At 42.6% G+C, this 14468-nt stretch carries 13 protein-coding genes; all 13 read left to right on the forward strand.

Annotated features, from left to right (window positions below; genetic code table 11):
- Positions 1-267: 267 nt before the first annotated feature.
- The gene (gene dpaA, locus VK080_RS14965; RefSeq protein ID WP_324225576.1) at positions 268-1134 is read left to right on the forward strand and encodes a dipicolinic acid synthetase subunit A; all 867 of its coding nucleotides are present in this window, start codon (positions 268-270) and stop codon (positions 1132-1134) included.
- A gap of 32 nt (positions 1135-1166) precedes the next feature.
- Positions 1167-1772: a dipicolinate synthase subunit B gene (gene dpaB, locus VK080_RS14970; protein ID WP_324225577.1), complete on the forward strand. Its 606-nt coding sequence runs from the start codon at positions 1167-1169 to the stop codon at positions 1770-1772.
- 35 nt (positions 1773-1807) lie between these two features.
- On the forward strand, positions 1808-2854 hold the full coding sequence (asd, locus tag VK080_RS14975; RefSeq protein WP_324225578.1) for an aspartate-semialdehyde dehydrogenase: 1047 nt from the start codon (positions 1808-1810) through the stop codon (positions 2852-2854).
- Positions 2855-2869: 15 nt separating this feature from the next.
- A complete protein-coding gene (gene dapG, locus VK080_RS14980) occupies positions 2870-4102 on the forward strand; it encodes an aspartate kinase (RefSeq protein ID WP_324225579.1) in 1233 nt (410 codons plus the stop codon).
- Between the two features lie 87 nt (positions 4103-4189).
- Positions 4190-5059, forward strand: coding sequence for a 4-hydroxy-tetrahydrodipicolinate synthase (dapA, locus tag VK080_RS14985; RefSeq protein WP_324225587.1), 870 nt, complete (start codon positions 4190-4192; stop codon positions 5057-5059).
- Positions 5060-5462: 403 nt separating this feature from the next.
- Complete coding sequence (locus tag VK080_RS14990; protein WP_324225580.1) at positions 5463-6194, forward strand: ClpP family protease; 732 nt, start codon at positions 5463-5465, stop codon at positions 6192-6194.
- Positions 6191-6397 carry a YlzJ-like family protein gene (locus VK080_RS14995; protein ID WP_324225581.1) on the forward strand — a complete coding sequence of 69 codons (207 nt, stop codon included), beginning with the start codon at positions 6191-6193 and terminating at the stop codon, positions 6395-6397. Before VK080_RS14990 ends, VK080_RS14995 begins: the two co-directional genes overlap by 4 nt.
- A gap of 218 nt (positions 6398-6615) precedes the next feature.
- Entirely contained in the window at positions 6616-8904 is a 2289-nt protein-coding gene (locus VK080_RS15000) for a DNA translocase FtsK (RefSeq protein WP_324225582.1), read from the forward strand.
- 367 nt (positions 8905-9271) lie between these two features.
- Positions 9272-9994 carry a GntR family transcriptional regulator gene (locus tag VK080_RS15005; protein WP_324225583.1) on the forward strand — a complete coding sequence of 241 codons (723 nt, stop codon included), beginning with the start codon at positions 9272-9274 and terminating at the stop codon, positions 9992-9994.
- A gap of 105 nt (positions 9995-10099) precedes the next feature.
- Positions 10100-11224 carry a BMP family protein gene (locus tag VK080_RS15010; RefSeq protein WP_324225584.1) on the forward strand — a complete coding sequence of 375 codons (1125 nt, stop codon included), beginning with the start codon at positions 10100-10102 and terminating at the stop codon, positions 11222-11224.
- 362 nt (positions 11225-11586) lie between these two features.
- Positions 11587-13113, forward strand: a complete 1527-nt coding sequence (locus tag VK080_RS15015) for an ABC transporter ATP-binding protein (RefSeq protein ID WP_324225585.1) — start codon at positions 11587-11589, stop codon at positions 13111-13113.
- Positions 13113-14159: an ABC transporter permease gene (locus tag VK080_RS15020; protein ID WP_324225586.1), complete on the forward strand. Its 1047-nt coding sequence runs from the start codon at positions 13113-13115 to the stop codon at positions 14157-14159. The genes VK080_RS15015 and VK080_RS15020 overlap by 1 nt, the downstream gene beginning before the upstream one ends.
- Positions 14160-14468: ABC transporter permease subunit (locus VK080_RS15025; protein WP_414672260.1), on the forward strand; the 309-nt coding region annotated here is incomplete at its 3' end.

Raw genomic sequence — 14468 nt, forward strand, 5'->3', positions numbered from 1 at the left:
CATTTTATACATGTTTAACTGCCTCCAGGTGCAAGGGTTTTGAACGAATTCTTATAAAAGGCCTTGCACCTATATTCGACATAATACGATCAAATTCCTTGTCAGTATTGGATTTTTTGTTTGTTCAGCAGTCCCTAAATAAGAGCTGGTGTCATTTTTAAATGATGCCAGCTTTTTTTTTCGTGCCGTTAATCACTAACTTGCGGTAAATACATAAACTATTTTGAACACTTATTTAGAAGAGGCAGTACGGAGGGAATTTCACTCATGACACAACAAGTTGCTGTAATAGGCGGTGATGCACGCTACCTGGAATTAATACGACAGCTGCAGGCATTGCCTGAAATGACCATTTCGTTAATAGGTTTTGACAAATTAGAACAAGGGTTTACCGGATTAAACCAAATTGATTTGGCGGATTTGGATCAGGGAACACTGGACGCGGTCATTTTACCAATCACCGGGTCAAATCAAGAAGGTTATGTGGAAACCGTCTTTTCAGACCAGACCGTTCAGCTAACAGACGATTGGTTTGAGGGGCTTGGTGACAATACGGTCGTTTTCACCGGTATTTCCAATGACTATTTGGATAAGGCATGTGAGAAGGCAAATGTAAAGCTGATACCGCTACTTAACCGCGATGATGTGGCGATTTATAATTCGATTCCGACAGCTGAGGGCATGATTATGATGGCGATTGAGCATACCGATTATACCATCCATTCATCACGGGTGATTGTCGTCGGGTTTGGCCGGGTCGGCAATACAGTGGCCAATAAATTTGCAGCACTGGGGGCAAAGGTTTCAGTTTGTGCCAAAAGCATTATGGATCTGGCGAGAATAACAGAATTGGGTCATACCGCAATCCCATTCGATCAGTTGCATGAACATACACGTGACTGTGATTTATTAATTAATACCGTCCCGGCTCAGGTGGTCACGAAAGATGCCATTCAGCATCTGCCGCCTCATGGCATTATTTTTGATCTTGCCTCGAAGCCCGGCGGAACAGATTTTGATTACGCAAAACAGCGTGGCATTAAAGCGATTTTGGCAAAAAGCCTGCCGGGTATTGTTGCTCCAAAAACAGCTGGGAAAATTTTGGCTGATGTGATAAAACAATTCCTGCTTTAAATAACTTTTTAAACGAAAGGAGAATATATAAAATGGGACTGGAAGGAAAACGGATCGGATTTGGTGTGACCGGATCACATTGTACGTATGAAGCGGTTTTCCCACAGCTTGAAAAGTTGATGGAGGCTGGCGCTGAAGTGATTCCGATTGTATCCTATACTGTGCAAAATACGGATACTAAATTCGGGAAAGCGGAAGACCATGTCGCAAAAATCGAATCCATTACTGGAAAACGTGCCATTAAAACGATTCCGGAAGCAGAGCCGCTCGGGCCTGAGCTTCCACTTGACTGCATGGTTGTTGCACCGTTGACTGGCAATTCCATGAGCAAGCTCGCTAATGCTTTGACAGATACGCCAGTGTTGATGGCGGTCAAAGCGACGATGCGGAACCAAAACCCGATCGTATTGGGTATATCGACGAATGACGCACTGGGATTGAATGGCGTGAATCTGATGCGGCTGATGGCAAGCAAGCTTTTTTATTTTATTCCGTATGGTCAGGATGATCCATTTAAAAAGCCGAATTCACTGGTTTCCGATATGGATTTACTGTCTGTTACCATTGAATCAGCATTAAACTTTCAACAACTTCAACCCGTGATTATTCCTCATAAAAATGATAATATGATAGAATAGAAAAAAACAATCTTTTCAGAGAGGTGTCTAACAGAATGGCAGAAAATAATCAAGCTAACATTGCAGTAGTCGGCGCTACTGGAGCAGTAGGGGAAAAAATCGTCAATATACTCGAAGATAAGGATTTTCCGGTGGGCGAACTGAAACTCCTGTCGTCGAAACGATCGGCAGGAAAAAAAGTAATGTTCAACAATCAGGAACTAACGGTTGAAGAAGCTGAACCGGAAAGTTTTAATAATATAGATGTTGCTTTATTCTCAGCCGGTGGGTCAGTTTCCAAAAAATTGGCACCGGAAGCTGTGAAACGCGGTGCAGTTGTCGTTGATAATACAAGCGCTTACAGAATGGATGAAAATGTACCATTAGTTGTGCCTGAAGTAAATGCGTCAGATCTTCAGTCGCATAACGGCATTATTGCAAACCCGAACTGTTCCACGATTCAAATGGTTGCCGCTTTGAAGCCAATCAAGGAAGCTTTTGGACTTGAACGTGTCATTGTTTCAACCTATCAGGCTGTATCAGGTGCGGGAAATGAGGCAAATGATGAACTGGAAAACCAGACCCGTCAATATCTGAATAATGAAGAGATGACTGCGGAACTGCTTCCAGTCAAAGGGGATGAAAAACACTACCCGATCGCCTTTAATGCATTGCCGCAAATTGATGTGTTTCAGGAAAACGGTTATACGTTTGAAGAAATGAAAATGATTAATGAATCGAAAAAAATCCTCCATGCACATAATTTACCTGTTGCAGCAACGTGTGTCAGGCTGCCGTTTTTCACCTCACATGCAGAGAGTGTTTATGTTGATGTAGAAAAAGGTGGTTTAAACGTAGAGGATATATGGAACGTACTAAGGGAAGCCGATGGTGTCACCCTTCAAGATGACCCGAGCACACAAACATATCCGACACCGTTGAGTGCAACCAATAAAGAAGATGTGTTTGTCGGGCGTGTCCGCAAAGACCTTGACCATGATAAAGGGTTCCATTTATGGGTTGTTTCTGATAATCTGATCAAAGGTGCTGCATGGAATACCATTCAAATCGCTGAACACTTAATTGAAAACAAATGGCTTTAAGATAGAGGTGGAACAATGCAGATTTTAGTCCAGAAATTCGGGGGCACTTCTGTTCAGACAGAAGATAATCGCACACATGTTATTCAGCACGTTAAAAATGCGCTCATGAACAATTATAAAATCGTTGTCGTTGTATCTGCATTAGGACGGAAACCTGCACCGTATGCAACAGACTCGTTGCTTGATTTGGTTGATTTTCCGAAAAATTATAATTCCAAACGTGAATTGGATATACTCATGTCGTGTGGTGAAGCCATTGCATCGGTCGTATTATCAAATGAGCTGAACAAAAACCATATCAGTGCCACGGCTCTGACAGGGCCACAGGCAGGATTCATTACAAATGATGACTTCAACCAGGCAAAAATTAAAGAAGTGGAGCCGACTCGTGTGCTTAACGAATTGAAAGAACATGATGTCGTCGTTGTAGCTGGTTTCCAGGGTCAGACAGCTGATGGCGATATTACAACGATCGGGAGAGGCGGCAGTGATACAACCGCTGCTGCCATAGGGGCTGCTGTGAACGCAGAACGAATCGAAATTTTTACTGATGTCAACGGGATTATGACGGCTGATCCGAATATGGTGTCATCAGCACGGCCGCTGGATATTGTAACGTATACGGAAATATGTAATCTTGCCTATCAGGGAGCAAAAGTTGTCCACCCAAGAGCTGTGGAAATTGCGATGCAGGCAGAAATCCCTATGCGTGTGCGATCAACCTATGTCGAGGATGAAGGTACGCTAATAACAGCATCCAGAATTCAGGAGATTGGGACGGATATTCCTGATCGCCTAATTACCGGGATTGCCCATATGTCCGCCATAACACAAATAAGCGTTCAAACAAAAGACGAAACACACCGGCTGCAATCGGAAGTTTTCAAAGCAATGGCTGAAGCCGGTATTTCCGTCGACTTTATCAACATATCACCAACCGGGGTCATATACACTGTCCCGGATACACACACCGAGAAAGCTGTCCATATTCTGAAAACATTGGGCTTTCACCCGGAAATCACCAAAAACTGTGCCAAAGTATCTGCGGTTGGTGCAGGGATGACCGGTGTCCCGGGTGTCGCATCAAAAATCGTACAATCGCTGACGAATGCCGGGGTTCAAATATTACAATCAGCAGACAGCCACACAACCATTTGGGTGCTTATCCATGAAAAGGATTTAAAACCCGCGGTGAATGCATTACATGACGTGTTTGCATTAAACACTGCGGATAAAAACCTTGTATAAGAGGTTGTTCAATAAGTGCTTGAGAAAATGACAATCATAACGGCCTCTGCAAATTGCCGATTATTATTTTGATAAAGAAGGTGTTCGATCATGGACTTTGGTAAAGTATTAACAGCGATGGTGACGCCGTTTGATGCGAATGGACAGATTGATTTTGCCAAAACAACAAAACTGATTGAATATTTGCTGGACAATGGAAGCGAAGGGTTGGTTATCGGCGGCACGACAGGTGAATCGCCGACTCTTTCGACAGATGAGAAAATGGCTCTTTTCCGGCATACGGCCAAAGTCGTGAATAACCGTGTACCGGTGATTGCCGGCACAGGGAGCAATCATACAGAAGCGTCCATGATATTGACAAAAGCAGCAGAGGAATCCGGTGCAGATGGTGTTATGCTCGTGGTTCCTTACTATAATAAACCGAACCAGGAAGGACTTTTCCGTCATTTCAAGGCAGTTGCCAAGGAGACAACACTGCCAGTGATGCTGTACAATATCCCTGGCCGCTCGGCTGTAAACATGAATGCAGAAACCATTATCCAATTAAGTAAAATCGACAATATCGTATCTGTAAAAGAGGCAAGCGGAGATCTCGAACAGGTTTCAGACATCATAGAACATACAGCTGATGATTTTCGTGTATACAGTGGTGAAGACAGTATGACATTGCCAATGCTGTCACTTGGTGCTGATGGCGTGGTCTCGGTTGCTTCTCATATCGCCGGAAAAGAGATGCAGCAATTGGTCCGTGCATACCAATCTGGCCAAGTGAGGCGTGCAGCGTCCATACACCGCAGATTGCTGCCTGTCATGAACGGGTTATTTGCACAGCCTTCACCAGTACCGGTCAAAACAGCTCTGAATATGAAAGGGATTAATGTCGGCAGTGTACGGTTGCCATTGGTTCCTCTGACCGATTCAGAAAGTGAAACATTGAAAAATTTAATACAGCAGTAAAAATATCGGTATGCGCTGCCGGTATTTTTATTTCTTGTGCGCGTTCAAAGGCTAAATTCACAACGTCCTCGAAAAAGGAAAACACTTTTTCTTCGCGCGTTGTATTGCTATCGAAACTTTCCTTGTCCCGTTGCAACGCCTTTGTGACCTTCATCATGCAGGCCCGAACAGAATCGGACTTTACAAGCAGTTGGTCCCCATGTGTTATTTTTTATTTTCCCTCTGATTTGGGCGTTACTGCCTGTTAAGGCGGGATAAAAAGGACCGAAGAAATTCGAAGTGTTATTTTTACCGGACTTTTTGAACAACCTCTTATTGTTTTGCATGGTTCACTCCCATAAAGTTCATACTAATGGATAGTTGTCATTTTAACTCAAAAAGCATGTAAAGGGAGTGTCGATTCATGGAAAAGCAACCAGCAAAGAAAGATAATCAGAATCAGGGTGACCAGTCCGGTAATTCCCTGGTTCAAAAAATTCAGCAGTTAGGTCAGAGCAATGTTCCACAAGCACCGGATTCCAATATTCATGTGCTGTCGATTATTGGACAGGTTGAAGGGCACGTGCAGCTGCCGTCGCAAAATAAAACGACCAAATATGAACACTTGCTGCCGCAGCTGATTGCAGTTGAACAAAATCCTAAAATCGAAGGGCTGATTATCTTATTGAATACTGTCGGGGGTGATGTGGAAGCAGGTCTGGCTTTATCAGAAATGATGGCCTCCATTTCCAAACCGACTGTTTCAATTGTTTTAGGCGGAGGACATTCGATTGGTGTTCCAATCGCTGTTTCAGCTGATCATTCTTTTATAGCTCCGACAGCAACCATGACGATTCATCCGATTCGATTGAATGGATTGGTTATCGGTGTCCCGCAGACATTTGAATATATGGACAAAATGCAAGATCGCGTGATTGATTTTGTGGTTAACCATTCAAACATTGAAGAAGAAAAGTTTAAAGAGCTCATGTTTGCTAAAGGAAACTTGACCAGAGATATTGGAACGAACGTTATTGGAACAGACGCGGTCGAATACGGATTAATCGATGGGGTAGGCGGTGTCAGTCAGGCAATGGTAAAATTAAATGAAATGATTGAGGATAATCAGGGACCGGAAGAGCAGGTGATTCAATGATTCTGTATACCCCCTTATCGACGACAGATATTTTTCCGTCCTCGGAGCAGGAATTTCAAAAACGGCAATGTGTTTCCTATAATGGAAAACAATTATATGTTGAAGAGATGGAAGATGGGCAATTTCAAGTGTTACAGCTGCTTTCCACTGACCCAAATGATTTTATGAATTCTGACTATCTGCCTGGCACGATTTTGCGGTAATCAGCGCTAAACATTGAAATTTATGCTATAATGGAACTAACTGTTTAGAAAAACTTGGCTTTCACTAAGGCCATTTTATAGTGAAAGTCTTCGTTTTTCTTTATAAGGTCAACCGTGATCAGTTATTCCGTGACGTTGCAAGAACCCTTGCCTGCTTACTGGCAGGGGTTTGCTGTTAGATAAAAACTTTAATGCCGAAAGTAAGTGAGGTGATTGATGTGGCTAAGAAAAAACGCAGGAAAAAGAAAAATCAATTAAGTAAACAGGTGAAACATGAACTGCTGGGACTATTATTCATCTTTCTGGCGATTTTTGGAAGTGGCGCCAGCGCCATTAGTGATGGGGCCATCCCCGGTGGTCTTGAACATATCTTTCGGTTTTTTCTCGGAATCTGGTATTTTATCGCTTCTTTGTTTTTGCTGGTAACAGGAATCGTGCTAATGGTAAAACGTCGCTATCCTGACTTTTCCAATAAAAAAATGATTGGTTTTTATATTATCTTTGGCGGGGTATTGCTGCTCACGCATATTCAAACATATGAAAGATTGCTTGTTTCCTCGGAAGAAGCCTCGATTCTGAAAGCAACATGGGAGAATTTCTTTGCTTTTGTGGACGGAAGTGGTGCAGCACTCCAAACAGGCGGTGGAATACTTGGTGCTATTCTATTTGCATTTTGTTATTTTTTATTCTCTTCCGTCGGTGCCAAAATCGTAGCTGTTTTTTCTATTTTAATAGGTATTATCTTTATGACAGAGTTTTCATTGGGTGAATTCTTTTCCAAGTGGGGTAAACGCCTGATCAGCATGATGAAATCGATTAAAGAACGGATGGCAGCCAGTAAAAACGATTCGAAGTCAGATGAGGAAGTTATTTATGAAAACCATCCGGAAACTGATCATGAGTCAGCACAAAATGATGAGCCTGTCATTCAGGATTTTACAGATGTGGCTTATTCTTTTGATACACATGAATCATCACAAAATGACATGGATGCTGTTATGGACAAGGACGACACATCTGAAACAGCAATAAAAGCGGGTGAGGATAATCCGCAGCCAATGACTGAAGCCGAAAATCACGCATATGAATTGCCGCCGCCAAATCTGCTTGCTGAACCGACTCAAAGTTCACAACAGCAAGAGAAATCACAAATTCAGGCAACAGTCAGAAAACTGGAACGGACATTCAACAGCTTTGGGGTAAAGGCGAGAGTCACCAAGGTGCACGTCGGTCCGGCTGTAACGAAGTATGAAGTTTATCCTGAGGCTGGTGTGAAAGTCAGTAAAATCGTTAATTTACATGATGATTTGGCTCTTGCCTTAGCGGCAAAAGATATTCGCATTGAGGCACCAATCCCCGGCAAGTCGGCTGTAGGCATTGAAGTACCCAATCAGGAAATTGCGATGGTTTCGCTGAGAGAAGTACTGGATAATACTTTCTCCAAGCAGTCTTCCAAACTATTATTTGCACTCGGGCGTGACATCTCCGGGGATGCTGTCGTATCTGAATTGAGCAAAATGCCGCACCTGCTGATTGCCGGTGCGACCGGAAGTGGGAAAAGTGTTTGTGTGAATGGAATCATTACAACCATACTGATGCGTGCCAAACCGCATGAGGTCAAAATGATGATGATCGATCCGAAAAAAGTGGAGCTGAACGTCTATAATGGCATTCCACATTTATTGACACCGGTTGTAACTGATCCGAAAAAAGCATCAAGAGCACTGAAAAAAGTGGTGGCTGAAATGGAAAGGAGATATGATTTATTCTCGGAAACCGGTACCCGTAACATCGAAGGATACAATGAGTATATTCAAAAGTACAATCAGACAGTCCAGGAAGAGGAAAAGCAGCCGCATTTACCATATATTGTCGTGCTGGTGGACGAGCTGGCAGATTTAATGATGGTGGCCTCCAATGATGTTGAAGATGCGATTACGAGACTTGCCCAAATGGCGCGTGCTGCTGGAATACATTTAATTCTTGCTACACAGCGCCCATCAGTTGATGTCATTACAGGCGTCATTAAGGCAAATATTCCTTCCCGTATTGCATTCAGTGTCTCCTCTGCCACGGATTCGCGGACAATTTTAGACGCAGGCGGTGCTGAAAAACTCTTGGGCCGTGGTGATATGCTGTTTATGCCAGTTGGCTCTTCCAAGCCTGTCAGGGTACAGGGTGCGTTTTTATCCGATGAAGAAGTGGAGCGAATTGTGGACCATTGCATTGGTCAGCAAAAAGCTTCCTATCAGGAAGAAATGATTCCTGAAGAAACAAGTGAGGTGACGTCGGAAGTGGATGATGAGTTATATGATGATGCTGTGCAGCTGATAACTGAAATGCAAAGTGCCAGTGTTTCCATGCTGCAACGGCGCTTCCGGATCGGCTACACAAGGGCAGCGCGTTTGATCGATGCCATGGAAGATCGAGGCATTGTCGGTCCGTATGAGGGCAGTAAACCCCGGGCAGTCCTCGTATCACAATCAAATGAAGAAAAAACCTCATAACCAGCTTATGAAACGGACAAGTCCTGCCTGTCACAGGGCTGTCCGTTTTCAATGAGTAATAGATCCTGGTACGATGACTATTTGTAAAAAATTTGAGAAACATTGCCTAAATCTATTTATTTATTTTGTAGAACGTGTTATATTGATGTCGAACTAAAAAATAGTCATACGTCAGATGTCAGATCTCTGTTATGGTGTTACATACTGTACAAAACAAAAATGAGAAAAACGCGAGGCTGTTCTCATCTTTTTAGAGGTCGGATGCTGGAAAACAGATTCAAAAAAATGGTCGAGTTGTCATTTGAGTAATGAGAACGTCACCAGAAATTAAATGCTTTCTGAATTTTAAATAAAGGGGGGGCATCAAGTGCTGAGAATTGATTCGCGTCACTTATATTTGCGAGTTATCGATCAAATTAAACGTGATATTGAAAGCGGTAAATACAAAACAAAACAAAAACTGCCGTCCGAATTTCAGCTTTCCAAGGAATTGGGAGTCTCCCGCGCGACACTAAGAGAAGCATTAAGAATTCTGGAAGAGGAAAATATCGTAACGCGCCGGCATGGTGTTGGGACATTTGTCAATCCCAAACCTATTTTTTCGTCAGGGATTGAGCAGCTGAACAGTGTTACATATATGATTGAACAATCAGGAAAAGTTCCGGGTTCACAATTTTTGTCAACTGAAGTCCTGGAAGCAACAGAAGATGAGCAGTCAAAATTTGCGCCAAAAGAAATCAGTACGTTAGTGAAAATCGAACGTGTGCGGACTGCGGATAACGAACCTGTCGTATTTTGCATCGATAAACTGCCGGAAGGATTAATCCCATTGGATCGTGTGCATAAAGCCGACTCCTTATTTAAATTAATGGAAGGATTTTCAGGTAAACAAATAGCATATGCAGTCACTTACATAGAGCCCGTCGGTTATCATGATCGAATCTATGACATTTTAAAATGTGATCCTGATCAATCGTTATTATTGTTGAAGCAAATGCACTATACTGATGAAGATGAGCCGGTCTTGTATTCTGCAAACTACTTCCGTTCAGATGTATTCAGTTTTCATGTCTTAAGGAAGCGTATGTAAGGGATTTCATATATTTCATTTAGGAGGTGATGGCGGTAAATAACAAGTTTAATAGTTGGATATGCTCATTTTGTCTATCATCATTTTAAAACTGGGGGTATTAGTGTGAATAATCGTAAGTTTATTTTGTTATTTGCTTTACTGCTGAGTTTTGGCATGCTATTGGCGGCTTGTGGAGGCGGTGGAGATTCGGAAGATGGAAATACGGGTTCTGATAACGGTTCAGACAATGAAGGTAATGGATCCAGTGAGGAAACCTCTGATTTTTCAGCCGCAATGGTAACAGACGTTGGTGGTGTTGATGACAAATCGTTTAACCAGTCCGCATGGGAAGGTTTGAATGCATGGGGTGAAGAGCATGGTCTTGAACAAGGTGAAGGATTTGATTATGCTCAATCAAATGATGACTCAGATTATGCACCAAACTTAAATCGTCTCGTACGTGAAGATTATAATATGATTTTTGGTATCGGCTATAAATTGGAAGATGCAATTAGCGAAGTTTCCGGCCAATACCCTGATACAAATTTTGCCATTGTTGACTCTGTCGTTGAAGGCGATAATATCGCAAGCATAACATTTGCTGACCATGAAGGTTCATTCCTGGCTGGTGTTGCTGCTGCCCATAAAACAAAAACAGACAAAGTTGGTTTTGTAGGCGGTACAGATTCCGATCTGATTAACAAATTTGAATCCGGATTCAGAGCAGGCGTCAAAACAGTCAATCCTGATATTGAAATAGATGTCCAATATGCGGGCGCGTTTGATGCTCCGGACGACGGGAAACTGATTGCAAGTAATATGTATAAGAGTGATGTTGATGTCATTTACCATTCATCAGGTGCAACTGGTAACGGGGTATTTGCACAGGCAAAAGATATCAAAAACAATGATCCAGAGCGTGAGATTTGGGTAATCGGTGTAGACCGTGACCAGTATGAAGAAGGACAAATTGGCGATCATAATGTGACATTGACGTCCATGATTAAACGTGTGGGTAATTCTGTTCAAGAGGTAAGCAATATGGCGATGAATGATGAATTCCCTGGCGGTGAAGTCCTCGAATTTGGTGTGGAAGATGAAGGCGTCGGGCTTGCGGATACGCACGAAGAGGCATATACCGATGACATCGCACAAGCCGTAGATGATTATAAACAGCAGATCATTGATGGCGAAATAGAAGTACCACAAACACATGACGAGCTGGATGAATATTTGGATTCATTATAATAAGTCTGATGGAAAGGCTGGTATAGGCCAGCCTTTCCTTCTTCATGAGATAAGAAAGTATATGATAAAGGCCGACTAAATTTGTTACAAAGTAAGACCCTGTCGGCTCCTTTAAAAGTAGTGTCTGTTTCCTGCTCCTTTTCATTTGGCAATTTTTAAGATTGATTCCCGACTTAACTGACAGTAAAGCTCCCTTCAACAGGATGAATGGAGATATCTAATATTGCAACAGGTGGAACAGCTGTCTGTAAAGGATCCGATTCGCTTCAACTAACTCCGTGGGTTTAGAGCGCCCCACTGAATGAAGTTTCACTTTACATACTGATCTTAATCATCAGTTTGATTCAAAGGAGTGATCATACGTGGAATACGTTATAGAAATGTTAAACATACGCAAGGAATTTCCCGGTGTGGTTGCTAATGATAATATAACCCTTCAATTGAAAAAAGGCGAAATCCATGCATTATTGGGTGAGAACGGCGCCGGCAAATCAACGTTAATGAATGTGCTGTTCGGTTTATATCAGCCTGAAAAAGGCGAAATTCGCGTAAACGGCAAACAAGTGAATATCACCGATCCAAATGTTGCCAACGATTTGGGAATCGGAATGGTTCACCAGCACTTTATGCTTGTGGAGCCATTTACAGTTACACAGAATATCATCCTTGGAAATGAACCGACAAAGTTTGGCAAAATCAATTTGCGAAAAGCGGAACAGGAAGTCCAAGAGCTATCTGATAGATATGGTCTGAGGGTTGACCCTAAAGCAAAAATACGTGATATATCGGTCGGTATGCAGCAGCGTGTTGAGATCTTAAAGACACTTTATCGCGGTGCGGAGGTATTAATTTTTGATGAGCCGACTGCTGTTTTAACACCACAGGAAATAACCGAGCTGATGCAGATTATGAACGCACTCACTGCTGAGGGTAAATCTATCATCCTGATTACGCATAAATTGAAAGAAATTATGGAAATAAGTGAACGGTGTACGGTCATCCGAAAAGGGAAAGGCATCGATACCGTTAATGTAGCTGACACGTCTGTTACAGAGCTTGCTTCTCTCATGGTCGGCAGAGATATCAGTTTTGAGATAGACAAAAAGTTAGCTGAACCAAAGGAAACGGTGCTAAATATCCAGAATTTGAGAGTAAAAGATGCCCGAAAAGTTGATATGGTAAAGGGAATGGATTTGGACGTGCGGGCTGGCGAAATTGTTGGGATAGCCGGTGTTGACGGAAACGGACAATCCGAATTGGTCGAGGCGATCACCGGCCTTCGAAAATCCGAATCCGGAAAAATTTTATTAAGAGATAAAGATATTACGAATTTATCGCCCAGAAAAGTAACTGAAAGCGGGATAGGTCATATACCGCAGGATCGTCATAAATATGGGTTGGTACTCGATTATACGATTGGTGAAAATATGGTTCTGCAAACATATTACAAGAAACCATATTCGAAATATACGACATTGAACAATAAGGAGATTTATAAAAAAGCCAATGCATTAATCGATGAATACGATGTCAGAACGCCGAGTGCCTATACAAAGGCGCGTGCCTTATCAGGTGGTAACCAGCAGAAAGCCATTATCGGGCGGGAAATTGACCGGTCACCTGATCTTCTGATTGCAGCACAGCCGACAAGAGGATTGGATGTTGGTGCAATTGAATTCATTCATCAACGTTTAATTGAGGAACGGGACAAGGGAAGAGCCGTTTTATTAATTTCATTTGAATTAGACGAAATAATGGATTTAAGTGATCGGATTGCTGTTATGTTTGATGGAAAGAACGTTGCAGAGGTCAAACCTGAAGAAACAGATGAAAATGAACTTGGTCTATTAATGGCGGGAAGCAAGAAGGAAAAGGCAGGTGGAAAATAATGAATTCCAGTAAACTTTTTAATATTCTTGTTCCACTTATTTCGGTTTTTATTGGATTGTTTGCCGGGGCACTTATCATGCTTGGTTTCGGATATAATCCCATAACAGGATATATCGCATTATGGAATGGTGCATTTGGTGATTTATACTACTTTGGCGAGACAATGCGGCAAGTGACCCCTTACATATTGACTGGTTTAGCGGTAGCGTTTGCCTTCAGAACCGGTCTTTTCAATATTGGTGCAGAAGGTCAGGTTATTGTTGGCTGGCTTGCGGCGGTATGGGTCGGAACGTCCATTGAAGCGCCGATGTTTATTCATTTGCCTTTAGCAATAATTGCTGCAGCCGCAGCCGGAGCGTTATGGGGATTCATCCCTGGTCTTTTAAAGGCAACCAGAGGCGTTCATGAAGTTATTATAACGATCATGTTAAACTATACGGCATTATATGCTGCCAACGCCATCGTCCGAAATGTTCTTTCAGATAATGAAGATAAAACACCTGATATTGCTGCAACAGCATCATTGTCATCAGAGTGGTTTCAAAACCTGACTTATTTTTCCCGTATGCATTATGGCATATTCATTGCGCTGTTTGCAGCCGTCATTATGTGGTTTCTGATTGAGCGGACAACGATCGGGTATGAGCTTAAATCAGTCGGTTATAATCAGCACGCTTCTAAATACGCTGGTATGAGCGTTAAGCGCAATATTATCTTATCCATGGTCATCGCTGGGGCTTTTGCCGGACTGGCTGGCTCAATGGAAGGATTGGGAACCTTCGGCTATATGTCTGTGCAATCAGGATTTAACAATCTCGGTTTTGATGGAATTGCCGTTGCTTTGCTGGGTGCCAACAATGCATTAGGGGTTGTGTTGGCTGCCTTTTTGTTCGGTACACTGAAAGTAGGCGCATTAAATATGCCGACTGAAGCAGGGGTACCTACTGAGTTAGTTGATATTATCATCGCACTTATTATTTTCTTTGTTGCGTCCAGTTATATTATTCGCTGGGTTATACTTCGCTTTAAAAAGGAGGAGCAATAAATGGGATTTGTTGATCTATTGCAATCGATTATTCCACCGGCATTATTCTTTTCGGCCCCTTTAATTTTTACAGCACTAGGCGGAGTATTCAGTGAGCGATCCGGCGTTGTCAACATCGGACTGGAAGGCTTAATGGTGATGGGGGCATTTGTGGGAATCGTATTTAACCTGACATTTGGCGATGCCCTCGGCGTGTGGGCGCCATGGGTATCCATATTAGTTGCCATGGTTATCTCCGCAATTTTCTCTGTTATTCATGCTGTTGCTGCTGTTTCATTCCGTGCAGATCAGGTTGTGATTGGTGTAGCC

It is taken from the genome of Lentibacillus sp. (assembly GCF_035301925.1).
Taxonomy (GTDB): Bacteria; Bacillota; Bacilli; order Bacillales; family Amphibacillaceae; genus Lentibacillus.